At 59.6% G+C, this 21,790-nt stretch carries 22 protein-coding genes; 9 read left to right on the top strand and 13 right to left on the bottom strand.

All coding sequences use genetic code 11. The features are described 5' to 3' along the window. Window positions 1–166: 166 nt before the first annotated feature. Window positions 167–1,189 (bottom strand): LacI family DNA-binding transcriptional regulator, encoded by a 1,023-nt coding sequence (locus F617_RS0123720; RefSeq protein ID WP_004430963.1) that lies wholly within the window; start codon window positions 1,187–1,189, stop codon window positions 167–169. A gap of 131 nt (window positions 1,190–1,320) precedes the next feature. After that, window positions 1,321–1,830: a MarR family winged helix-turn-helix transcriptional regulator gene (locus tag F617_RS0123715; protein WP_004430960.1), complete on the bottom strand. Its 510-nt coding sequence runs from the start codon at window positions 1,828–1,830 to the stop codon at window positions 1,321–1,323. Between the two features lie 79 nt (window positions 1,831–1,909). Here F617_RS0123715 and F617_RS0123710 point away from each other — a divergent pair, with 79 nt between their 5' ends. The 3 genes from F617_RS0123710 to F617_RS0123700 all read left to right on the top strand — a co-directional run bounded on the left by F617_RS0123710 (window position 1,910) and on the right by F617_RS0123700 (window position 5,187). Continuing rightward, window positions 1,910–2,710 (top strand): creatininase family protein, encoded by an 801-nt coding sequence (locus F617_RS0123710; RefSeq protein ID WP_019566976.1) that lies wholly within the window; start codon window positions 1,910–1,912, stop codon window positions 2,708–2,710. A gap of 115 nt (window positions 2,711–2,825) precedes the next feature. Beyond that, a complete protein-coding gene (locus tag F617_RS0123705; protein ID WP_019566975.1) occupies window positions 2,826–3,950 on the top strand; it encodes a GTP-binding protein in 1,125 nt (374 codons plus the stop codon). Window positions 3,951–4,194: 244 nt separating this feature from the next. Further along, entirely contained in the window at window positions 4,195–5,187 is a 993-nt protein-coding gene (locus tag F617_RS0123700; RefSeq protein ID WP_013762340.1) for a WD40 repeat domain-containing protein, read from the top strand. Between the two features lie 218 nt (window positions 5,188–5,405). Here the strand turns inward: F617_RS0123700 and F617_RS0123695 are convergent, their stop codons facing one another. From F617_RS0123695 to F617_RS0123685, 3 genes are all read right to left on the bottom strand, one after another. Continuing rightward, a complete protein-coding gene (locus F617_RS0123695; RefSeq protein ID WP_019566974.1) occupies window positions 5,406–6,587 on the bottom strand; it encodes an MFS transporter in 1,182 nt (393 codons plus the stop codon). 190 nt (window positions 6,588–6,777) lie between these two features. Further along, window positions 6,778–7,425: an outer membrane protein gene (locus F617_RS0123690; RefSeq protein WP_019566973.1), complete on the bottom strand. Its 648-nt coding sequence runs from the start codon at window positions 7,423–7,425 to the stop codon at window positions 6,778–6,780. A 489-nt stretch (window positions 7,426–7,914) separates the two neighbouring features. Then, window positions 7,915–8,202, bottom strand: a complete 288-nt coding sequence (locus F617_RS0123685) for a hypothetical protein (protein WP_004430950.1) — start codon at window positions 8,200–8,202, stop codon at window positions 7,915–7,917. A gap of 270 nt (window positions 8,203–8,472) precedes the next feature. On the opposite strand from F617_RS0123685, the gene F617_RS0123680 reads away from it, so the two are divergent. The 3 genes from F617_RS0123680 (at window position 8,473) to F617_RS0123670 (ending at window position 11,451) form a co-directional block, all read left to right on the top strand. Next, a complete protein-coding gene (locus F617_RS0123680; RefSeq protein WP_019566972.1) occupies window positions 8,473–9,651 on the top strand; it encodes a hypothetical protein in 1,179 nt (392 codons plus the stop codon). Window positions 9,652–9,754: 103 nt separating this feature from the next. Continuing rightward, window positions 9,755–10,396, top strand: coding sequence for a DUF1007 family protein (locus tag F617_RS0123675; protein WP_004430943.1), 642 nt, complete (start codon window positions 9,755–9,757; stop codon window positions 10,394–10,396). Continuing rightward, window positions 10,390–11,451, top strand: a complete 1,062-nt coding sequence (locus F617_RS0123670; RefSeq protein ID WP_019566971.1) for a nickel/cobalt transporter — start codon at window positions 10,390–10,392, stop codon at window positions 11,449–11,451. Before F617_RS0123675 ends, F617_RS0123670 begins: the two co-directional genes overlap by 7 nt. Here the strand turns inward: F617_RS0123670 and F617_RS0123665 are convergent. The 4 genes from F617_RS0123665 to F617_RS0123650 all read right to left on the bottom strand — a co-directional run bounded on the left by F617_RS0123665 (window position 11,442) and on the right by F617_RS0123650 (window position 13,905). Then, a complete protein-coding gene (locus F617_RS0123665; RefSeq protein ID WP_003516247.1) occupies window positions 11,442–11,681 on the bottom strand; it encodes a hypothetical protein in 240 nt (79 codons plus the stop codon). The genes F617_RS0123670 and F617_RS0123665 overlap by 10 nt on opposite strands. After that, the gene (locus F617_RS0123660) at window positions 11,668–12,360 is read right to left on the bottom strand and encodes a GNAT family N-acetyltransferase (RefSeq protein WP_019566970.1); all 693 of its coding nucleotides are present in this window, start codon (window positions 12,358–12,360) and stop codon (window positions 11,668–11,670) included. Before F617_RS0123660 ends, F617_RS0123665 begins: the two co-directional genes overlap by 14 nt. A 100-nt stretch (window positions 12,361–12,460) precedes the next feature. Beyond that, window positions 12,461–13,156, bottom strand: coding sequence for a tellurite resistance TerB family protein (locus F617_RS0123655; RefSeq protein ID WP_019566969.1), 696 nt, complete (start codon window positions 13,154–13,156; stop codon window positions 12,461–12,463). 110 nt (window positions 13,157–13,266) lie between these two features. Continuing rightward, on the bottom strand, window positions 13,267–13,905 hold the full coding sequence (locus tag F617_RS0123650) for a 2-dehydro-3-deoxy-phosphogluconate aldolase (protein ID WP_003516242.1): 639 nt from the start codon (window positions 13,903–13,905) through the stop codon (window positions 13,267–13,269). Window positions 13,906–14,076: 171 nt separating this feature from the next. On the opposite strand from F617_RS0123650, the gene F617_RS0123645 reads away from it, so the two are divergent. The 3 genes from F617_RS0123645 to F617_RS0123635 all read left to right on the top strand — a co-directional run bounded on the left by F617_RS0123645 (window position 14,077) and on the right by F617_RS0123635 (window position 16,515). After that, window positions 14,077–14,565, top strand: a complete 489-nt coding sequence (locus tag F617_RS0123645; RefSeq protein WP_003516240.1) for a CYTH domain-containing protein — start codon at window positions 14,077–14,079, stop codon at window positions 14,563–14,565. Then, a complete protein-coding gene (locus F617_RS0123640; protein ID WP_019566968.1) occupies window positions 14,549–15,457 on the top strand; it encodes a CHAD domain-containing protein in 909 nt (302 codons plus the stop codon). Before F617_RS0123645 ends, F617_RS0123640 begins: the two co-directional genes overlap by 17 nt. A gap of 101 nt (window positions 15,458–15,558) precedes the next feature. Continuing rightward, window positions 15,559–16,515 (top strand): rhodanese-related sulfurtransferase, encoded by a 957-nt coding sequence (locus tag F617_RS0123635; RefSeq protein WP_026331042.1) that lies wholly within the window; start codon window positions 15,559–15,561, stop codon window positions 16,513–16,515. Window positions 16,516–16,625: 110 nt separating this feature from the next. Here F617_RS0123635 and F617_RS0123630 read toward each other — a convergent pair whose 3' ends face one another. The 4 genes from F617_RS0123630 to F617_RS0123615 all read right to left on the bottom strand — a co-directional run bounded on the left by F617_RS0123630 (window position 16,626) and on the right by F617_RS0123615 (window position 21,662). Beyond that, complete coding sequence (locus F617_RS0123630) at window positions 16,626–18,875, bottom strand: EAL domain-containing protein (RefSeq protein WP_019566966.1); 2,250 nt, start codon at window positions 18,873–18,875, stop codon at window positions 16,626–16,628. A gap of 196 nt (window positions 18,876–19,071) precedes the next feature. Beyond that, complete coding sequence (locus F617_RS0123625) at window positions 19,072–19,851, bottom strand: MetQ/NlpA family ABC transporter substrate-binding protein (RefSeq protein WP_019566965.1); 780 nt, start codon at window positions 19,849–19,851, stop codon at window positions 19,072–19,074. A 52-nt stretch (window positions 19,852–19,903) separates the two neighbouring features. Continuing rightward, window positions 19,904–20,572, bottom strand: coding sequence for a methionine ABC transporter permease (locus F617_RS0123620; protein ID WP_003516230.1), 669 nt, complete (start codon window positions 20,570–20,572; stop codon window positions 19,904–19,906). Then, window positions 20,562–21,662 (bottom strand): methionine ABC transporter ATP-binding protein, encoded by a 1,101-nt coding sequence (locus tag F617_RS0123615; RefSeq protein WP_003516228.1) that lies wholly within the window; start codon window positions 21,660–21,662, stop codon window positions 20,562–20,564. The genes F617_RS0123620 and F617_RS0123615 overlap by 11 nt, the downstream gene beginning before the upstream one ends. Between the last annotated feature and the right edge of the window lie 128 nt (window positions 21,663–21,790).

Below are 21,790 nucleotides of genomic sequence, written 5' to 3'. Positions count from 1 at the left end.
TATGGGGGCAGACGGAAGTTTCATGCCGTTTTTTTACGCGCCCGCCTCCGTCATGCCGGACTTCAGGCGCGCGTCGGCGGGGCGCAAAGAGTCTTTCCAGCTCAAGGGCTTGAGCTGGCTGGCTTTAGGCTGAAGGCCGGAATGACGAAAGAGAGAGAAACGCTGCTCAAACCCTCGGACGCACCGGCCCTGTCGACTGGCGGATGCGCATTTCCGGCTTGATGAGGTGCACGCCATCCGGCTCGTGGCTGCCCGCCAGCCTGTCCAGAAGCGCGCGCGCCGCAAGGCGCCCCACCTCGGCCTGTCCGTTGGACACCGTGGTCAGCGCCGGCGTGGCGATGGCCGCCTCCTCCAGATCGTCGTAACCCGTCACGGAAATATCCACGCCCGCCACCAGTCCGGCGCGCGAAATGCCGTTCATCAGGCCGATGGCGACCAGATCGTTCCAGCAGACGGCAGCGGTGGGCTTCTGCGGCAGCGACAGGAAATGCACTGCGGCCTCGAAACCGCCCTGCTTGGAGCGTGGGCCGGGAATACGCAGGTTCGGATCGACCTCGATTCCCGCCTTGCGCAGCGCGTTGACATAACCCTGATAACGATCGCGGCCGGTCGAGGTCTGGTCGGTACCACCAACCATGGCGATGGTGCGATGGCCAAGACTGATCAGATGATTGGTCGCAAGCGAAATGCCATAGCTGTCGTCGCCGCGATAGGTCGGCATGTCGACGCCCTCGAGCGAGCGGGCCACCAGAATGGCGGGCATGCCGTTTTCCTCAGCCAGCGTCATGTCCTCGATCGGCGTGCCGATGGCGGGCGACATGATGATACCATCAGAACCTAGTTGCAGCAGCGTTTCGATGAAGGTGCGCTGTTTTTCAACCGAATCATAATGGTTGGACAGAATGAAGGTCTGGCGGCTGCGATCCAGCTCGGTTTCGATGGCCTTGAGAATTTCACCATAAAACGGGTTCATCACATCGTGGAACACCACGCCGATAATGCCGGAGCGCGAGGTGCGCAGGCTGGCGGCCCGGCGGTTGTAGATGTAACCGAGCGCCCGGGCCTGTTCCTTGATCTTGTCGCGGGTGTCGGAGGCGACCAGCGGACTGTCGCGCAATGCAAGGGAGATCGTGGCAGTCGATAGACCGAGGCTTTCGGCGATTGTCGACAGTTTGATCTTTTGTGCCACGGCATTTCTCCCCAAACCCATGTCATTGACAGACGTTTCTGTTTAAATCGCAATTAAACAATTTAAACAAAATCCGCAACCGGTTTAAGGAATATCAACAAAAAGACAGTGGTTTTTAAAAACTCAACAAATTATTGAAGGTTGGTATCGATCACCTTGAGAAGTTTAACCACCGTCCTGATGTCCTTGGCCGAAAGCCCCTCAATCGCCCGCGCACCGCAATTTGCGATGGATACGTTGATATGCTCGACGCTTTTCAGGCCTGTCTCCGTCAGTTTCACCAGTGTTACGCGGCCATCTTCGTCATCGCCGCTGCGCTCCACGAAGCCCTGGGCTTCCATGCGGCCGATGGTTCGCGTCATGGTCGGCGCCTTGACACCAAGTTTCTGGGCGATCTGCCCAGGCGTGAGGCTGCCTTCCTGCGCCAACGCCAGAATAACGCCGTCCTGCCCGGCATAAAGGCCGCTTTCGGCAAGGCTGTGGCTCAGCGCCGTGCGCATGGAACGGGCGGCCTGGGTGATGGATTGCGCCAGTTCCTCAGGGTTGAAATTCTCATCCCTCTTTTTGGCGTCCTTTACTTTCTTGGTGCCCTTGTCCTTTTTGGCGCCCTTGTCCTTATGCCCAGTTTTGTCCTTGCTCATATGCGAGTGCCTTTTACCCTGTGGCGGAACCGATATATGTTGCTGGAAATCCTTACCGAATGCACGCGCGGACTGCCAGATGCCAAACTCATACACGCATTATCACGACGAAAACGTAACAGACCCTCATCTTCGCGCAACAGGTGCAATTTCAGTGCTGCCGCTCGGTGCGCACGAACAGCACGGGCCGCACCTGCCCTTCGAGACAGACACGCTGATTGCGGCGGGCATTGTCTCCCGTTTGGCTGCTGTTTTGCCCGCCGGTCTGCCGGTCTCCTTCCTGCCGGTGGAGCCCGTTGGATATTCCATCGAGCACATGAATGTGCCCGGCACGAAGTCGTTGCGTTACGATGAGGCCGTTGAGCGCTGGCTCGGCATTGCTAAGGCCGAATATGAAAAAGGCGTGCGCAAATTCGTGATGTTGAACGCCCATGGCGGCAATTCGCCATTGATGACCATCGTCGCCACCGAGGCGCGCGCCCGCTTCGGTATGCTGGCGGTCGCCACCAGCTGGACTCGTTTCGGCGTGCCGGCGGATATCGTGAAGCCTGAAGACAAGGCGATCGATATCCATGGTGGCGATATCGAGACGTCGGTCATGCTGGCGCTTTGCCCGGAGCGGGTGGCGATGGAAAAAGCCGCCAACTTCCCCTCCCGCCAGAGCGATTTCGCCAGCCGTTTCAGGCATCTGCGTGCCTATGGTCCACACGCTTTCGGTTGGCTTATGGGCGACCTGAACCCTGATGGCGTTGCCGGAAACGCCGCTGCCGCCTCAGCCGAGAAGGGCGAAAGGATCATTTCCCATGCCGTTTCGGGCCTTGTCGAACTGCTTGAAGACGTCCTCGCTTTTGACATAACGTTATTTCATAACAAAATTTGAAAAACTGCGCCGAAACCGGCCAGAATCCCTTTGAACTGCCCGATCGTCGCGCCTATATGGACGTCGACACTTATTCCTTGAGGCCTCAACCGGCCTTTCTCCACGCGAGGTTTCCATGACCGAAACAGCACCAGCCAAGCCCATTCCAGTCACCGTCCTGACGGGATATCTAGGCGCCGGCAAGACGACGCTTCTCAACCGTATCCTGTCCGAGAACCACGGCAAGAAATACGCTGTCATCGTCAACGAATTCGGCGAGATCGGCATCGACAACGATCTGATCGTCGAATCCGACGAAGAAATCTACGAAATGAACAATGGCTGCGTCTGCTGCACGGTGCGCGGCGACCTCATCCGCGTGGTCGAAGGCCTGATGCGCCGGCCCGGCCGATTCGACGGCATCATTGTCGAGACCACTGGCCTTGCCGATCCCGTTCCGGTCGCCCAGACCTTCTTCATGGATGACGACGTGCGCGCCAAGACCGAGCTTGACGCGGTGGTCGCACTTGTCGATGCCAAGCACCTGCCGCTGCGCCTGAAGGACAGCCGCGAAGCCGAAGACCAGATCGCTTTTGCCGATGTCGTCATCGTCAACAAGACCGATCTCGTTTCGCCGGAAGAAGTCGCCCGCATCGAGGATATCGTGCGCGCCATCAATCCCTCTGCGCGCATCTACAAGACCACCCGTTCCGGCGTCGATCTTGCCCGCGTTCTCGACCAGGGCGCCTTCAATCTGGAACGTGCGCTCGAAAACGATCCGCACTTCCTCGAGCACGGCCACGAGGATCACGCGTGCGGTCCTGATTGCGAACACCACCACCATGATCATGGGCACGATCACGGCCATGACCACCATCATCACGACCATGATCACGCGCACCACGATCATGACCACGGCCACGATCACCACCACCATGGCGCCGCCTCCCCGATCCATGACGTAACGGTGCAGTCGGTGTCGCTGCGCGGCGGCGAAATGAACCCGGAGCGCTTCTTCCCGTGGATCCAGAAGGTCACCCAGACGGACGGCCCGAACATCCTGCGCCTCAAGGGTATCATCGCATTCAAGGGCGATGCGGAACGTTACGTGGTGCAGGGCGTGCACATGATCATCGAGGGCGATCACCAGCGCCCGTGGAAGGAAGGCGAAAAGCGCGAAAGCCGCCTTGTCTTCATCGGCCGCGAACTCGACCGCGAAAAGCTGGAAAAGAGCTTCAACGCCTGCCTTGCCACGGCTTGACATCCTTGACGGGGCACCGTGCCACCCTTGGCGTTTTCGGTGCCCTTCCTCACTTTCGACGTCATCCTCGGGCTTGACCCGAGGAGCCATTGCGGCCAGCATATGGATGGTCGAGTGATCCCCGGGTATGACCCGAGGACCGACCTTGACGCCACGGGTTGAAACCGCACCAACGGGTCTTCCCGACCTGGTCTGCGACCGAAATCCATCAATGACAAACACATAGACGAAAGACCGATGCCCCATGCCGACTGTTGCCCCGCTTGATATCGAAGGCCACGTGGTCTCGACCCATTTTCTCGGCGACATTCCGCTGTTTGCCACCGCCGCCGGCACCATTCACCGGCTGGATGGCGGCGAGAAGGTCACTGAGGCGCATGAGGGTCTGCTGACCTGCATCCGCGATCCCTATAGCGCCACGCTGCTTTCCGGCGGCGAGGACGGGCGCGTGCTGCGCATTGGCCATGATGGCAGCCTCAGCGAGATCGCCAATGTGCCGCGCAAATGGGTGGGCGTCGTTGCGGGCGGTCCGCAGAAGGCGGTCGCTTATGGTGTCGGCAAGTCCAGCTTCGTGCGCCTCTCGGACGGCACGGTCAAGGAATTCAAGGAAGAACGCACGGTGGAGGCAATAGCCTTCGCGCCCAAGGGCCTGCGCATTGCCGTTGCACGCTATAACGGCGTGACGCTGCATTGGGTGGCGAGTGCAGGCGATCCGGTCGATCTGGAATGGAAAGGTGCCCATACCGGCGTCACCTTCTCGCCTGACGGTAAGTTCCTCGTCACCACCATGCAGGAAAACGCCCTGCATGGCTGGAAGATGGAGGCCACCAAGGGCGGCATGGAAGCCCGCCATATGCGCATGACGGGTTATCCCGCCAAGGTGAAATCCGTTTCGTGGTCGGCAAAGGGCAAGTGGCTCGCCTCATCAGGTGCCCCGGCCGCGATCGTCTGGCCGTTTTCCGGCAAGGACGGCCCGATGGGCAAGGCACCCGAAGAACTCGGCAGCCGCGCCAACATCATGGCTACCAATGTCGCCTTTCACCCGCTGGAAGATGTGCTGGCCATTGGCTTCATTGACGGCATGATCCTCGGCGTGCGGCTTGCGGATGGCAAGGAAGCCCTGCTTCGCCGCCCCGGCAAGGGCGCCATTACCGGCATGGACTGGAGCGCCACCGGCAAACTGCTCGCATTTGCCTCCGAGGCAGGCGACTGCGGCATTGTCGATATTTCGGCGTAAGGACAGCAACAGGCGCGCGTCCGGTTTCGACGGATGGCTCGATACGGCTCAATCTCCGCCCTCATTCCTGTGCTCGTCACGGGAATCTAGACAGCCCAAGTCCTTGGGCTGCAAGGGACTGTTTTCGCCACGCAGACGCGCATCGACTGGATTCCTGTGACAAGCACAGGCATGAGGGCTGGAAGGTGTCAGCGCCAGAAAACCTCGGCATTGTCTCGCTATTCGCTGACCTGACGCCGCGTCAGGAACAGCAGCAGCAGGGCTGCCCCTGCACCAACCGAAGCAAGTCTGATCGACGTACCGAAGCTCGCATATTGCGACACAAACCCCATAAGCGGCACTGCAAACAACCCGGCAAGGAAGATGGAATTCATGTAGAGCGCGGTCGCCCGCGCGGTGCGTCCGCGCGCAAAGCCCTGCACGAAGGTGAGGCACGTTCCGGCGCAAAGCCCGTAATAGGCCCCTTCAAGTGCTGCTCCGAACAACATGGCCGGAAGGGTCTGGACCGAGGCTATGACGTTGAAGGCGACGATTGCCATCACCGCAGAGATGCAAAGAAGGATGCGGGCGCTGACCCGGCGCATGATCCTTGGCGCAAGCAGGATCAGCAGAACCTCCATCGCGCATTTGACGCTGAGCGACAGGCCCGGCACATAATCCGGCAGACCCACCTCGCGCACCAGAAATACCGGCAGGGCCGAGGCGCACAGGGCGTGGGCGAAAGACATGCAGAAGCTGGCCGCCGCCGCCATCAACAATGGCAGGTTGCGCCGCGCATCGTTGTCGCCCTCTTTCCGTCGTTCCATCGGGCATGTCTGGCCGCGCGGCACGAAGGCAAGGGCAAGCCCGCCCCAGATGGCCGCCATCAGCATGGCATTCATGAACACGGCCTGCGCACCGGCAAGATCGAGGATCAGATAGGCCGCGGCCGGAAGCAGCATCCATGCCAGCGACACCATTGTCCGCAGAAAGGCGTTATAGGCAGGTGCATCCAGTGCTTTTACCCGGCCATAGTAGCGACCATAACTGAAAATCAGGGTACTGGCGGCGTTGGAAAGCCCCATTCCCGTTGCCGTCACCGCCACGAGCAATGCCAGATGCCCGGAGGTCGCCGCCGCCGCTGCGATAAAAGCACCAAACACAGAGAGCAGCAGCAATGGCCGCACGCGCACACCGGCATCGACACGTTCGCCATAAGTGCGGCTGGCGATGATCGAAGCAACCATTGCCGTCACGCTGTAGAGACCAAGCGTGGCCGGCGGGTGACCAAGGACCTGGATGATGTAAAAACCGATAAATGGCACAACAGCCGCATTGGTGCCGCCGGCGATGAAGACCAGCACGGCGATCATATAGGCCTGACGATCAAAAACGCCCGGCGCGGTGTTTTTCTGTAGCATGGGGGAATCGACTGGAGATCGGCAGCGGGAAGTGGATTGATGCCAACATCACACCAAAAGGATATGCTGTTCAAGCCCGAGCGGAAGGCGATGTGTGTTTTCGTTCCTCACGAAGCACGCCACCCCTGTTTCTCCAAGCACCGGGGCGTCGCAACGCTTGCGCCGCCCCTTGTCGAAGACGGAAAAACCGTCAGAACTTCACGCCAAGGCCAACTTTGACGACATGTTCGCTGACATCGCCGGTCGAAGTGATCGGACCGGTATGGTAGGTTGCCTTGCCGAAGTCGTTGTAACGATATTCGACGCGTCCAAACAGGTTGTTGGTAAAGGCATAGTCTACACCCGCGCCGACCGTCCAGCCGTGCAGCACCTTGCTGTCCTCACCGAAGGGCGCCTTTACTTCGCTGTCCGTCGCGGTGTAGCCGGCAGCGGTGTAGATCAGCGCCCGGTCGATCGCATAACCGGCGCGCAGACGCGCGGAGCCGTTCAGGCCTGCGGAAACCTCGCTGGTGACGATGGTCTTGTCGCCCCAGGCATAACCGAGATCGCCCTCGACACCCAGAATGACGGAGGGGGCCACTTCAGCGTTATAACCAGCGAAACCGGAAATACGGCCGCCGTCAAATTCATGCTTCGTGGTGACACCGAAAGTGGTCGACTTCACGCGGTTCCAGCCATAACCGGCGGAGGCACCGACATAAACACCGTCCCAGGAAAAGGCAGGCGCAACATCGTTGACGACCGGTGCCGCTGGAATATCGCCGACGGCGTCGGCGGCAACGGATGCGTCAGAAAGAATGCCGAGCAGGCCGAGGGCGAGAAGAGATTGTTTCAACATGCGATAGCTCCTTGAAAATACCATCCCGGCACCTGCGTGATGCGAGTTTTCGCGACCAGAAACGCAGCGTAATAACGGGGTTGACGCACCCCTAGATTGAAGAACATCGTGGTTAAAATCGCGTAAACGGCACGGACAAAAAGGCCCTTGCAGAACGTATTCCCGTTAATATTGCCAATATTTATCAAATATAGATTAGAACTCACGCGGATGATCCCGAACCGTGCGTCCCGACATATGACGACAGCGATCGCGTCACAAAACCCTCATGAGTAGTGGCCATCCCGCAGTTTTGTGTGTGCAGTCATTGGCGGCCACATAAAACAAAAAGAAGGGAGCCCGAAGGCCCCCTTGCAGTCATGCGATGCGCCGTTTGTTATTTCCGGAAGCACCGTGTGTCATACACACGTAGCTGGAGGACTGCTTCCGGCTTATATCCTGCGCGCATCGTTCACGCCGAAAATCCCTGTCGATTTTCGATCTGCACCATTAGTGGCGACGCTTTTTGCCGCCATCGTTCTTGTTGTCGATGACATCGACGGAAGTCTTGTTGCCGTTGAGAAGGCCATTCAGGATACCGGTCTTGTTGCCGTTCAGAATCCCGTTATTGGACAGGATACCGCTGACACCCAGATCGATGCTTGGCGACACGACGACGAGTGCGCCGCCCTTGTTGCTGTTTCCGGACAGGATACCGCCCAGCAGACCACCGGCATTGGCTTGACCAACGGAAGCGACAGTAAGAACAGCGGCTATGCAAGCAAATTTGGCAATCATTTCTCTCTCCTCTTATGTTTGATCACGCCCCATGGCGTAGTCGAACTGTATATTTAGAGGATTCTAATTCAAGCAAAGCCTAATATTACAATAAATAATTAACTTTAATACTGGTGATTTTAATCAAGTTTTACGCGATTGGCACCGGTCTATTCTCCTGGAATTTCCGTGGAATACACCATGACTTCCGGCCTCGACAATATATCGCCCCTGAAACTTTATTAACCATCCAAATATAAGATATTGCTTAATTAGAGACCGGAGATGCAAATGCGGCTGGGAGGATACATCGCGCTTGTTCTTGGGCTTGCCTGCACCTGCGGTGCGCAGGCGGGGAAAAACGCCGATGAACACAATATCACCTATAAAACCGGCATCGGCTACGACACCAATTACTTCGGCGATACCAACCGGCTGAAGGCGATTTCGCTGCGCGCCGGCTTCGGGCTTAACGGAAAGTTCGTGCTTGATGGCACGGAACTGCGTTATTCGCTCGAGCATGAGGAGGTTCGCCTCCCCCGTTACCGTTTTGCCAATGAACACAACACCATTGCCAGCCTGGGGCTGACCAGGCGTCTGTCGGAGCGGCTGGAATGGGCCGTGGAACTGCGTGGCACACGCAGCGACGCCGGCGATATCTTCCTGCATCTGCCGGAAGAAGACATCGGTTACCGGCGACTGGACCACAAGCTGGAGGCATCGACACAGCTCGGCATCCTTGCTCTTGGCGGAAAGAACACGCTGACGGCGGGTTTTGCCAGCCTGATGAAAGGCAAGGCGCGTTTTCGTCCGGCCTATTTCGAGCCCACCCGCCTGGAGGCCAATGAAGCGCTCTTGTCGCTCAAGGCCGAACATGTGCGCCCGCTGGCCGGCGGCGAGGCCGGACTGACAATTGCTTATGACCGCATTGTCGTGCCGGAAAGCCAGCAGGAGAAATACGAGCGTTTTCCGGCCAGCACGTTGCGGGGATCACTTGCCTACGGTTACAAGTTCTCCGAACGCTTCGCCGTTCTAGCCGAAGGGGGCCTGACGACCATTTCCGGCGACGATATCAGCGGCAAGGTGAAGCGCACCCGGCCCTATCTCAGGGCCGAAGCCGAGGTGAAGGCTACCGACCGCATCGCCTTCGGTGCTGGCTTCTCCCAGGATTACGCGCTTTTCGACCCTGATGATCCCATTGCCGAGTTCCACCGCCGTTGGCAGTTCGTGGTTAAAAGCAAGCTCACCGACAAGGTGGGGCTGGACCTGGCGCTGCAGCGTGTCCACAAGGACTGGATCTATTACAATTACGACACCAGCGAACGCAGGCTGGTGGCCACACTGTCTTTCGATACTGGCAAGAACAGCAAGCTGGAGGTGGAATTCAACCGCCTTCTGCATGGCGAGCGCGACACCGACCTGTCCTATAGCGGATCGAGCGTCACCTCGCGTTTCACCGGCACCTTCTGAAACATAGGGCAGCCACATCACCAAAGCACATATCAGGTCGAAATTCGGTCCCAATTTCTGCTAGAATCCAGCTCCGAGATTCGAAGGCAGGACAGACCGGATAATGAACAGACGACTTTTGCTCCTTGCGGCTGGCCTGACCTCCATTCCCGTTGCCGCCGCGGCACATCCGCATATTTTCGCCGAAGCGCGCATGGAAATCGTCGAGGGGCCGAACGGTACCATCCAGGAGGTGCGCAACATCTGGCGTTTCGACGAGATGTTCTCGGCAAGCGTGGTGATGGATTACGACAAGAACGGCGACCTGAAGCTGGACAAGAATGAGCTGGCCGAAATCGGCAACACCGTGCGTGAATCGCTCGGCGAATATTCCTACTACACCTTCATTACCGCCAACGGAAAACAGGTGGATTTCGCAAAGCCCGACACCATTCATGTGGACTACAAGGACAAGCAGATCCTGATGTTCTTTTCCGTCAAGCCAAACACGCCGCTTTCCATCAAGGGCAAGCTCAGCTTCGGCGCGTGGGACCCGACCATGTATACGGCGATCGATTTTGCGAAAGACGGCGATCTGGCGACCGTCGGCAAGGATCTCGCCGCCTGCAAGCACCATGTCGTGCGCCCCGACCCGGACGAGGTGATCTCACAAAACCAGAGTTCGCTCACCGACGCTTTCTTCAACGACCCGACCGGCACCGACATGACCAAACTCTTCGCCACCCGGCTGGAGGTGACATGCTGAGCCGAAGCGGGCGACTTTGCGGACACCTGACCATCGCCGCACTCTGCGTGCTGGCCGTGGCAGGTGCTGCCCATGCGCAATCGCCGCTCGGCATAGGCTCGGCCGAGCCGTCCTTTGCCCCTGGCGGGCCGTTCGCGCCGCTGATGCAATGGATCAACGTGCACCAGCAGATGTTCTACCGGGCGCTGACCGGTGCCCTGAAAGCCATGCGCGAAGACAATTGGGCGATGGCATCGCTGGTTGGCCTCTCCTTTGCATACGGGGTTTTTCATGCCGCCGGTCCTGGCCACGGCAAGGCTGTCATCTCTTCCTATATGATCGCCAATGAAACGCAGCTGAAACGCGGCATTCTCATTTCCTTCATTTCAGCACTCATTCAGGGCGCAATGGCCATCGGCCTCGTTGTCGCAGCCTGGCTCGTGCTGCGCGGCACCTCCATCACCATGACGAAAGCCACGCAGGCAATGGAGATCGCCAGCTTTGCCATGGTGGCGCTGTTCGGCGCCTGGCTTCTGCTACGCAAGCTCTGGTCGCTGCGCATCCGGCGGGTACCTGTTGCAGCCTTCGCCGTTGCGGGGGAAGCAACAGCAGTCAGAACCACGGGCATGGGCACGGGCCTCAGGTTTCAGGGCAAGCCGGTTTTCGCGGACCACGCCCATAGTGGCACAGGTGATCTTTGCGTCTCCTGCGGAAAATCGCACGCGCCCGATCCGCTGCTTCTCAAAGGCAAGAATTTCAGCCTGCACGAAGCGTGGTCGGCCATCATCGCAGTTGGCCTGCGGCCATGCTCCGGTGCCATCATCGTCATGAGCTTTGCGCTATTGAACGGGATTTTTCTCGGCGGCGTGCTTTCCGTGCTTGCCATGTCGCTGGGTACCGCCATCACCGTATCGCTGCTTGCCATCATGGCCGTCTCGGCCAAGGGGCTTGCCGTGCGCTTCGCCGGCCCCGGAAGCCGCAGGGCAGCGGGCATCAGCCACGCGATCGAGATTGCCGGTGCGCTGTTCGTGCTTTTGATGGGCCTTATGCTGCTTGGCGCGTCGCTTCAGTTCTGACTGTCGCGGCGGCGCTGGTAGCGGGCGCGCAGCCAGAACAGCAGGAAAAAGCACAGCACCACCACCGAGCCAAAAGCCGCGGCAAGAAAGGGCGAGTAATCCCCCAGCCACAGCATAATTTTCGGCATCACGTAAAACACCAGCCCAAAACCAAGGATGATGCCAGCGGCTGCAAGGCCCGGCGACCAGTCTTTACGGCCAGAGCCAGCCTTCTTTTCAGGCGTGGTCATGGGCGAGCTCCGCGCGGATATCCTCAAGCTTGCGCTTCTGCGCGCCATCGGCCGTAAAATTCTCCGGCGAAAGCCAGATTTCAAACGCCTTGCCAATCAACGGCCATTCGCCGTCGATCATGGAAAACCACGCCGTATCGCGGTTGGCACCCTTGGAGATCATGTGCTGGCGGAACACACCCTCGAAGGTGAAGCCGTAACGCTTGGCCGTGATCTTGGAGGGTTCGTTTTGATTGTGGCATTTCCACTCGTAGCGGCGGTAACCCAGATCCTCGAAAACGTGTTTCGCCATCAGATAATGCGCTTCGGTCGAAAGCGGAGAGCGCTTCATCCTGGCGCCATGGGCAACCGAACCGACCTCGACTACGCCATTGGCGGGATCGGGCCGCATGTAGCTTGCCATTCCGACGACGTCACCGGTGGCATTTTCAACGAAAACCAATGTCACCCAGTTGAGTTTATCACCCGCGTTGACAAGCCAGTCACCAAAGGCTGCAGCATCGGCAAAGCCGCTTTGCGGGAAATATTTTAGAAGCGCATTGACCCCCTCACCACCAAGCGCAGTCCAGAGCCTTGCAAGATGCCTGTCGCGATCAAACGTTTCCGCCGTCACATAACGGCCCTTCAGCGTCACCGGCTGCGGCGCCGGACATCCCTTAAAATCACTCAGATCGCGCATTCTCTTCCCCATTGTCTGGGAGAAGGATTAGGCCAAGCGGGGCTGGATGACAACAGTGCATATACGGCAGGGGGGCGTGGTTCACCCCCCTCTTCTAACCTCAAACCTTCGCCGCCACCGCAGTCGACTCGATATGATCGACCAGCGCATCGGGCAATCCCAACCGCCCGGCAAGCAGATCGAGATAACCGCGCTCAGCCCGCGTATCGGCCTCTATGGCAAGACGCGAGGCGGTGTAGATTTCCACCTTCTGCTCCTCTGTGCGGGCAGCAGCCACCAGTGCGTCGATATCCAGCGGATCTGCCAGTTCCTTTTCTAGGAACCGCTCGGCTTCAGTATCGAGGTCGGACACCTGCACCTTATCCATGATGTTGGCGCGCTCTTTTTCGTCGATATGGCCGTCTGCCTTGGCAGCGGCAATCATCGCCTGGATGAGTTTCAGCGCAAAATCGTTGGAAAGGGCGGGGGACTGCGGATGGAAGGCGGAATCGACGGGCGGGGCGAGAAGCTCCGGCTCTGGTTTTGGAGCTACTTCAGGCGCCTGCCCGGATTTGTAATTCTTGTAGGCGAGATAACCGAGACCGGCGATGGCCGCTACGCCGCCGATGGTGGCGACATTGCCGGCGAGCTTGCGGCCGGTCTTGGTGCCCAAAATGGCGGCGGCGAGCGCACCGGCCTTCATCGGATTGTTCTTGGCGATATCGGCGGCCTGCCCGGCTCTGTCACGGACGCTTCCCGAAAGGCCCGGCACCTGTGAGCCGAGGAATTGTTCAAGAAGCTTCTTGGCGTCGAACATCAAAATCTCCTGTGAGGGTAAAGTCTACACGGGAAGATAGGGAGCCATGGCACGAATACAAATGACAAACCCGCTCACGCCTTCGTGAACGGGCTTGAAGAAGTGGTAGATCAGCCGCGCAGTGCTGCGGCTTCGGCGGCGAGCCTGGTGATGCCGGCCCAGTCAGCCGTTGCCACCAGTTCGCGCGGAGCAACCCAGGAACCGCCGACACAGACGACGTTCGGCAGGGAAAGATAGTCATTGGCATTCTTCAGCGAGACGCTGCCGGTCGGGCAGAACACCGTGCCGGCGAGCGGCGAGGACAGTGCCTTGAGGTATGGCGCGCCACCGGCCTGTTCCGCCGGGAAGAACTTCAGCACCTTGTAGCCTTCGTCGCGCAGCGCCATGACTTCGCTTGCCGTGGCGGCCCCTGGAAGCAGCGGCACGTTGGAGGCGCGCGCAGCTTCCAGCACGCTTTTGTTGATGCCGGGGCTGACGATGAAGGTTGAACCGGCTTCGGCGGCCGCCTCGAAATCTTTGGCGTTGAGGATGGTGCCGGCGCCGACATGGGCGCCCTCCACTTCCGCCGCAACCGCACGGATGGCATCGAGTGCCGCCGGCGTGCGCATGGTGATCTCGATTGCCTTCAGGCCACCTGCGACCAGAGCGCGCGCGAGCGGCACGGCGGAAGCGGCATCATCCACGATCAGCACCGGCACGACCGGCTGCAGCTTGAGGATGGAGAGCAGTTTTTCGGAGTCCTGGGCCAAGATAAGCCTCCCTTGCGCGATTGAAACGATTGAAATCCGGTTTATCGATTAGCCTGCCCCGGCCTTGATGTCGAGGCATGGCAAGACCATTTTTATCCAGATACTTCAATCTATTCGCTTCTTTATGACGTCTTCATGCGATAATCTGGCGCACCGGTTTACGGAGACAGCATGGCCAAGGAAATCGAGCGGAAGTTTCTGGTTGCAGGCGATGAATGGCGTAATGAAGTGACGCGTAGCATGGCTTTCCGGCAGGCATATGTCGCCTCGCTGGAAAATCGTTCGGTCCGGGTCAGGATCGTCAACGGGCTTGACGCGACACTGACCATCAAGATCGGCGCGAGTTCGCTCGTCCGTGATGAATATGAATATTCCATACCACTGAATGACGCGGAAGAATTGATGGCCAGCGCCCCCGGCGTGGTGATCGAGAAGATGCGCCACACGGTTGATCACGGTGGATTCACTTGGGAAGTCGATGTTTTCGAGGGTAAATACAAGGGGCTGATCGTGGCGGAGGTAGAGATGGACGACGAGAACGCCAACCCCGATCTGCCCTCCTGGCTTGGCAAGGAGGTAACGGGCGACCGTCGCTTCTCCAACCAGTCGCTCGCCATGGACTGTCCCCACGGAGACTTGGCGGATGCCCTTCAGGATTGACCCGAACAAACCGTTCGACGATGAAATCCGCCGCGCGGGACTGGAGCTGATCGAAGAGGCGATAACCAGCCTTCGCGACCAGCCTTCCGGGCGCCATGAGGCGGTGCACGATGCCCGCAAGCGGTTCAAGCGGCTACGCGCCCTCTACCGCCTCGTCGCCAGGGCAGCACCCGATTTCAGCAAAGAGGAAAACGCCCGCTTTCGCGACATCGCCCGCTCGCTCGCTTTTGCGCGGGAAGCGACGGCGCTCGTGGAGACGGTGGAGTATCTCGAGACCTTCGCGGCCTCCACGACGCAAGGAAAGGCGCTGCGATCGATCGCGACAGTCCTGCGCAAGCGCCGTGACCACGCCATCGAACATGAGGCAGGTCTCGACGAGGCCATTGCGGCCGCCATCGCCGGCTGCGAGGAAGCACGCAAGAAGCTGAAGGCAGTGTCGCTGCCGGACGAGCTTAAGGATGTGACAAGGCTGGTGAAGAACGGGTGGGCGAAGCAGAGGAAGAGGGCGCGTAAAGCACTTGCCGACTGCCATGAGCAGGCCGACGTCGAACATTTCCACGAATTGCGTAAGGCGGGCCAGGCCTACTGGATGCATCTCGGCCTTCTGCGCCGCCTCTGGCCATCGGCCATGCGCGCCAAGCGGGCCGACACCAAGCGGCTGGTCGACATCCTCGGCCACGAGCACGATCTTTCGGTCCTTGCCGCCTTTGCCGACCGCGAACCGGAGCGTTTCGGCAATGGCGAGCGACTGGCTCTGCTTCTCGATGCAATCATTCAGAGGCAGCAGGCGCTGCGCGGAGATGGCCTTGAGCTGGCAAACGAAGTCTTCTCCGAATCCGCCAGAACCGAAAGCCGCATCGTCGGCCTTTTATGGCGGCGGGCGGCGAAGTAGACCGGAAAGCCCGAAGAGACTGAGAATTTGACGATTTTCAAAATAAAGGCAGCGGCGGATAAATATTGATTTGCGGCCGCCGCCGCTGTATTTCAGCGCCCATGACCGACACCACCATTCTCCCCCGCCCGGAAGCCGCCCCTCACCCCACTGGCGATTTTCTCGTGGCTGCGCTTTATCATTTCGCCCGCCTGCCGCGGTTTGAAAGCCTGCGCGACGAGTTGTTTCAGCTGTGCCGGGAAAACGGCGTCAAGGGCACGCTGCTTCTGGCGGCGGAAGGCATCAATGGCACCATTGCCGGGCCGGATGCGGGTGTGCGAGCCATACTTGCCTTCCTGCGTGCGCAGCCGGAATTTACGGCGCTGGAACATAAGGAAAGCCGGGCATCGAACATGCCATTCGTGCGCATGAAGGTGAAGCTCAAGAAAGAGATCGTCACCATGGGCGTGCCGGATATCGATCCCAACCGCATCGTCGGCACCTATGTCGATCCGCGCGACTGGAACTCGCTGATCTCCGACCCGGACACCATCGTCATCGACACCCGCAACGACTACGAGACCGCGATCGGTCTCTTCAAGGGCGCGGTGGACCCGAAGACCAAGACCTTCCGCGAGTTTCCCGACTGGGTAAAGAACAATCCCGGCCTGCACAACAAGCCGAAGATCGCCATGTATTGTACCGGCGGCATCCGCTGCGAAAAGGCGACCGCCTTCATGAAGGAACAGGGGTTCGATGAGGTCTATCACCTCAAGGGCGGCATCCTGAAATATCTGGAAGAGGTGCCGGAAGAAGAGAGCCTGTGGGAAGGCGCCTGCTTCGTGTTTGACGAGCGCGTCTCCGTCGTCCACGGTCTTGCCGAAGGCGATCACAAGCTCTGCCACGCCTGCCGCAACCCGATCACATCGCAGGTGCGCCAATCCCCGTTGTTCGAGGAAGGTGTGTCCTGCCCGAGCTGTTACGACGACCGGACAGAAGAGGACCGCCAGAGGTTCCGCGACCGGCAGCAGCAGATCGAACTGGCAAAGAAGCGCGGCGAGCGCCATCTGGGGCGCTAAAGTGGATCGGCGGCCAGCCACGGCACGTCTTCACGGTGAGAAGGCTCTTACGCGAGTAGCGACTTGATCGCTCTGGGCCCCGGATGAGGTCCGGGGTGACGGAGTGTGGATCACCCTTTTGCCCCTGCCCGAAGCGCAAACAGCGGCGCCGTCTGCTCCTCCAGCATGGCGGTAATCTCTTCAGCGGCGACGGGTTTTGAGAACAGGTAACCCTGCAATTCGTCACAGCCACACAGATGCAGGATAGCCGCCTGTTCTTCGGTCTCGACGCCCTCCGCCGTAACCGGAATATCGAGAGATTTCGCAAGCGCCACGGTTGCCTGCAACATTTCCAGCGACCGCCCACCCTGCTCCAGCGCCATGATCAGCGACCGGTCGATCTTCATGCGGTCGAAACCGAAGCGGCGCAGATATCCGACGCTGGCGAAACCGGCTCCGAAATCGTCGAGCGCTATATGCAGGCCAAGCTGTTTCAGCTTGTCGATTGCCGCACTTGCCCGCTCCGGATTCTGGATGAAATAGCCCTCGGTCATTTCCAGCCGCAGCCTTGCGGTCGGCGTCTGCGTGGCGGCGAGAATATCCGCCACGTTGCCGGAAAAGGCCGGATTGCGGAACTGAACGGGTGAAATATTCACCGAGAGCTTGATGGAGGGCCATTGACCCGCCGTCTCGCAGGCCTTGCGCAGCACCAGCAGGCCGAGCCGCTCGATAAGGCCACTGGTTTCGGCAGCGGCGATGAAGATATCCGGCGGCACGAAGCCGTATCCCGGCCTTTGCCAGCGGGCAAGCGCCTCCACCCCGGTTATACTGCGCGTGGCGGCATTGACGACCGGCTGGTAGACCACCGATATCTCGTCATTCAGGATGGCATAACGCAGATCGGCCTCAAGCTGCAGCTTCTCCTCGCGCAGCGCGTCCATTTTCAGCTCGTAGGCGACATAACGCCCACGCCCGTTTTCCTTGGCCTGATACATGGCCATGTCGGCGCGGCGCAGCAGTTCCTCACCGTTGATATCACCGGCTCTGGAGACGGAAGTGCCGATGCTGCAACCGATGCTCGCCACCCGCTCGCCGATGCTGAACGGCTCGGTGAACAGTTCGAGCAGCGCCTGGCAGAGCTTGCGGCCTTCCGACCACACGTCGTTGCCCTGAATGGCGATGGCGAATTCATCGCCGCCGAGCCGCGCGAGCACGGCATCTTCCGGCACAAGCACCCTGAGCGCCGCCGCAACGCCCTTGATCAGCCGATCGCCGGCAGCGTGACCGTAGGAATCGTTGATCTCCTTGAAACCATCAAGATCGAGGTAAAGCAGCTTGATATCGGTCTTGTCGTGGCGGGCCTTGCCCACCATGCGGTTCAGCTTGGAAAACAGCCCGGCGCGGTTGCTGAGCCCGCTCAGACGATCGCGCAGCGCCTCTTCCCTCGCCGCCGCCTCGTCAGCCTTCAGCCGGTCGAGCGTCGCCGAACCGATGATGAGAAGTACGAGAAAGAACGTTCCGGCAATGCCGAGTGCCGTGAAGACGACCGGCCGGGCCTCATGGAAGCTCACGTCCCCCGGCAGCTGGGAGCGCCAGACGAGCCGCGCCAGCACATCGCCAAGCGGATTGACGACATCCACATGGTTGGTCGCCGGTCCATCGCCATATTGCAGTTGCAGACCGTCGATGACGTAGTTGCGGGCCAGCTTGTCTACCGTCGCCTGTTTGAGATGACGCGCGAAAATCAGATATCGCCGCTCGGATCCAACCGGCGGCAAGACCCCGGATTTGAGCCGCACCAGCGCGACACCCGTAGCCGCGACGCCGTCGCGGGTTTTCACGAAACCGGTGACCTGCGACGCGATGCCGGGACGCATGGAGCGCACCCGTTCGATCATCTCCTTGAGGCCTTCTGCGAAATAGTCATGGGGCTTCCAGGCAACCGGCTTGCCGTTCTGGTAGGCCATGCGGACCTTGCCGTCTTCGTCGAGGACGACGGCGGTATCGAAAAGATCGCTGTTGACCGTCATCTCGCCATAATTGCTCGCCACCCAGTCGAACCTGTCGGGGGCGTAGACATAGTCGGCGGCATCGTCCCAGGCGGCGTAGTCGTTCAGCGTCGCGCCAAGCTGGTCGCGGAAGGTGACAAGGGCGCCCGCCGTTGTCTCGCGCGAGCGGGCATTGTCGAGCGAGTTCGCCCTTTCCCTGACCTGGCTCAGAGCGGACAAGACCAGCGCGGTGACAATGAGAAGCACCAGCGCAAATGTGGACAATACGACGCCGACGGCGGTTCTACGCCCGACCGGCAAATATTCCCCAATGTTTCGCGGCGCAATCCGCATAAAATCCCCTTCGAAAGCATCATCTTGCGAAGGAAACATTCAAAAGCCGTTAAGTTGGATTGTGGCGACGCCACAAAAAACAACGGGTATAAAACGACAGTAGGGGTGAAAAAGAGAAAAATTCTCCCCACAATGGTGGGGGATTTTCATAAAAACCGCGGATGCGTTCGCCCCGCAAACAAAAAACCTCCCCCGCGAACGGGAGAGGCTGCAACTTCAATTGTGTCAGGCCTGATTACCAGGACGGAATGACCGTGCCGTTGAACTTCTCCAGAATGAAGGCCTTCACTTCCGGGCTGTGGTAGGATTCCACCAGCGTCTTCACCCACGGCTTGTCCTTGTCCTGCGCACGAACGGCGATGACGTTTGCGTAAGGGGACTTTTCGCTTTCGATGGCGATGGCGTCCTTCTTGGGGTTCAGGCCTGCTGCCGTGGCATAATTGGTGTTGATCACCGACGCATCGGTGTCATCCAGCGAGCGCGGCAACTGCGCAGCGTCAAGTTCGACGATCTGGATGTTCTTCGGGTTTTCGGTGATGTCGGCAGGCGTTACCTTCAGACCGGCTTCTTCCTTGACCTTGAGCACACCCTTGGAAACGAGAACGAGAAGCGCACGGCCGCCATTGGTCGGGTCGTTCGGAATACCGACCGTCGCGCCGTCCTTCAGCTCGTCAAGGCTCTTCACCTTCTTCGAATAAACGCCCATCGGGGTGGTGATGGTGGTGCCGACGCTGACGAGATCGAACTTGCGGTCAGCGATCTGGTTGTCGAGGTAAGGCTGGTGCTGGAAGGAGTTGGCCTGAAGCTCACCGTCTGCCAGTGCCTGGTTCGGCACGACGTAGTCGGAGAACTCGACGATATCGATGTCCAGTCCCTTGGCGGCGGCGATCTTCTTGACCTGTTCCATGATCTGCGCGTGCTCGGCAGGTGTAACACCAATCTTGATGGTTTCGGCCAGCGCCTGACCGGCGGTAAAGAGAGCGGCGAGCGAAGCCGCGAGGATGATTTTCTTCATGGATGTCTCCTTGGTTTGTTGTTCTTGGGTTTGTTGTTCTTGAACGGTTTTATCAGTTCTTGCGGGTGCGCTTGTCGAAGCTGCGGGCAAGCCGGTCGCCGGCGCTCTGCACGAGCTGTACGAGCACGATCAGCACCAGCACCACGACCAGCATCACGTCAGGCATGAAGCGCTGGTAGCCGTAGCGAATGCCGAGATCACCCAGCCCGCCGCCGCCGACAGCACCGACCATGGCCGAATAACCGATGAGGCTGACGAGCGTGAGGGTAAGCGCCAGCGTGATGCCCGGCTTTGCTTCCGCAAGCAGGACCTTGGTGACGATCTGCAACGGTGTTGCGCCCATGGCGCGGGCCGCTTCGATCAGGCCCTTGTCGACCTCGCGGATCGCCGCTTCCACCAACCGCGCGATGAAAGGCACGGTGGCAACCGTCAGCGGCACGATGGCCGCACTGGTGCCGATGGAAGTGCCGGCGACCAGCCGCGTAAAGGGAATGATCGCCACCACCAGAATGATGAAGGGCGTGGAGCGCGCCGCATTGACGACAAGGCCGAGGATGCGGTTCGTCATCGGCGCGGGGAAGAGTTCGCCTTTGCCGCTGGTGGCAAGGAAAACGCCCATCGGCACGCCGATGATGGAGCCGACGATGCCGGCGACCGCGACCATGTGCAGCGTCTGCAGAAGACCCTTCGACAGAAGGTTGAAAAGCATATCAGGCGACATAACCGAGCACCTCCGTGTGAAGACCGGTCTCAGTATAAAAGCGGCCGGCGCGGGCGGTGGTTTCCGCCGTGGCCGGATAGGACACAACCAGCGAGCCGAATGGTTCGCCGGAAATTTCCTCGATGGTGCCGGCAAGGATGTTCACGTCAGGACCGATTTCCGCAACAAGACGCGCGGTCAGCGGCTGGAATGCCGTTTCGCCGAAGAACACCAGCCGCACGAGAACGCGGTCACCCTCCGCGGCTTCCGGCTTCAACCCTGATGTAACCCAGTGCGGCAGCTTAACCCCGACCGAGGACGACAGCAGGCTGCGGGTCGTCTCGTGTTTCGGCGCGGTGAAAATATCGAAGGTGCGCCCCTCCTCCACGATCAGGCCCCTGTCGATGACGGCGACCTGCGAGGCGATGGTCTTCACCACCTCCATCTCGTGGGTGATGAGCAGCACTGTCAGCCCAAGTTCGGCATTGATCCGCTTCAGGAGTTCAAGGATGGACTGGGTCGTCTCCGGATCGAGCGCGGACGTCGCCTCGTCCGACAACAGCAGCTTGGGTTGCGTCGCAAGCGCGCGGGCGATGCCGACACGCTGCTTCTGCCCACCCGACAGTTCCGCCGGATAACGCTTCGCCTTGTCGGAAAGGCCAACGAGTTCGAGCAGCGGCGTTACCCGCGTTTCGATCTCTTTTTTACCGAGACCGGCAATTTCTAGCGGCAGCGCCACGTTGTCGAAAGCGGTGCGCGACGACAGGAGATTGAAGTGCTGGAAGATCATGCCGACGGAACGGCGAAGGGTCCTCAGACTCTTCTCATCAAGGGCGGCAACATCGACGCCGTCGACGACCACCCGGCCGGACGACGGTTTTTCAAGGCCGTTGGCGAGGCGGATGAGGGTGGATTTGCCGGCACCAGAGCGGCCGATGATGCCGGTGATGGAACCCTTCGGCACGACATAATCAATGCCGGCGAGGGCTGCGAAGCCCGGCTTGCCATCGCTGCCGCCAAAGGTCTTGGTCACGCCTTCAAACGTGACCATCGCGTCCTTGGCAGTCTGCGGTGCGCGCGCGAGCGATGTCGCGTTGGATGAAAAACTCATTGGGAACTCTGCGAAAACTCTTGACGGATCGGGTCTCAAAAAATCCTGTTGCGGTGCTGAACCGCTCTCTTCATGCAGCCTTCCGGCACATTCGATGACAGCTGATTTTCCGGGTCATTTCGTCAGGC

It is taken from the genome of Agrobacterium sp. 10MFCol1.1 (assembly GCF_000381165.1).
Taxonomy (GTDB): Bacteria; Pseudomonadota; Alphaproteobacteria; order Rhizobiales; family Rhizobiaceae; genus Agrobacterium; species Agrobacterium tumefaciens.
This window is presented reverse-complemented; position numbering and strand designations above follow the sequence as displayed.

What these genes read in the sequence shown, in the direction of transcription:
- F617_RS0123635 (WP_026331042.1), top strand. Translation starts at nt 15,559, where the DNA reads ATGACCGACACCACCATTCTCCCCCGCCCGGAAGCCGCCCCTCACCCC.
- F617_RS0123620 (WP_003516230.1), bottom strand. Translation starts at nt 20,572, where the DNA reads ATGTCGCCTGATATGCTTTTCAACCTTCTGTCGAAGGGTCTTCTGCAG.
- F617_RS0123615 (WP_003516228.1), bottom strand. Translation starts at nt 21,662, where the DNA reads ATGAGTTTTTCATCCAACGCGACATCGCTCGCGCGCGCACCGCAGACT.
- F617_RS0123675 (WP_004430943.1), top strand. Translation starts at nt 9,755, where the DNA reads ATGAACAGACGACTTTTGCTCCTTGCGGCTGGCCTGACCTCCATTCCC.
- F617_RS0123645 (WP_003516240.1), top strand. Translation starts at nt 14,077, where the DNA reads ATGGCCAAGGAAATCGAGCGGAAGTTTCTGGTTGCAGGCGATGAATGG.
- F617_RS0123715 (WP_004430960.1), bottom strand. Translation starts at nt 1,830, where the DNA reads ATGAGCAAGGACAAAACTGGGCATAAGGACAAGGGCGCCAAAAAGGAC.
- F617_RS0123640 (WP_019566968.1), top strand. Translation starts at nt 14,549, where the DNA reads ATGCCCTTCAGGATTGACCCGAACAAACCGTTCGACGATGAAATCCGC.
- F617_RS0123705 (WP_019566975.1), top strand. Translation starts at nt 2,826, where the DNA reads ATGACCGAAACAGCACCAGCCAAGCCCATTCCAGTCACCGTCCTGACG.
- F617_RS0123670 (WP_019566971.1), top strand. Translation starts at nt 10,390, where the DNA reads ATGCTGAGCCGAAGCGGGCGACTTTGCGGACACCTGACCATCGCCGCA.
- F617_RS0123655 (WP_019566969.1), bottom strand. Translation starts at nt 13,156, where the DNA reads ATGTTCGACGCCAAGAAGCTTCTTGAACAATTCCTCGGCTCACAGGTG.
- F617_RS0123710 (WP_019566976.1), top strand. Translation starts at nt 1,910, where the DNA reads ATGCCAAACTCATACACGCATTATCACGACGAAAACGTAACAGACCCT.
- F617_RS0123700 (WP_013762340.1), top strand. Translation starts at nt 4,195, where the DNA reads ATGCCGACTGTTGCCCCGCTTGATATCGAAGGCCACGTGGTCTCGACC.
- F617_RS0123660 (WP_019566970.1), bottom strand. Translation starts at nt 12,360, where the DNA reads ATGCGCGATCTGAGTGATTTTAAGGGATGTCCGGCGCCGCAGCCGGTG.
- F617_RS0123630 (WP_019566966.1), bottom strand. Translation starts at nt 18,875, where the DNA reads ATGTTTCCTTCGCAAGATGATGCTTTCGAAGGGGATTTTATGCGGATT.
- F617_RS0123690 (WP_019566973.1), bottom strand. Translation starts at nt 7,425, where the DNA reads ATGTTGAAACAATCTCTTCTCGCCCTCGGCCTGCTCGGCATTCTTTCT.
- F617_RS0123665 (WP_003516247.1), bottom strand. Translation starts at nt 11,681, where the DNA reads ATGACCACGCCTGAAAAGAAGGCTGGCTCTGGCCGTAAAGACTGGTCG.
- F617_RS0123695 (WP_019566974.1), bottom strand. Translation starts at nt 6,587, where the DNA reads ATGCTACAGAAAAACACCGCGCCGGGCGTTTTTGATCGTCAGGCCTAT.
- F617_RS0123625 (WP_019566965.1), bottom strand. Translation starts at nt 19,851, where the DNA reads ATGAAGAAAATCATCCTCGCGGCTTCGCTCGCCGCTCTCTTTACCGCC.
- F617_RS0123685 (WP_004430950.1), bottom strand. Translation starts at nt 8,202, where the DNA reads ATGATTGCCAAATTTGCTTGCATAGCCGCTGTTCTTACTGTCGCTTCC.
- F617_RS0123680 (WP_019566972.1), top strand. Translation starts at nt 8,473, where the DNA reads ATGCGGCTGGGAGGATACATCGCGCTTGTTCTTGGGCTTGCCTGCACC.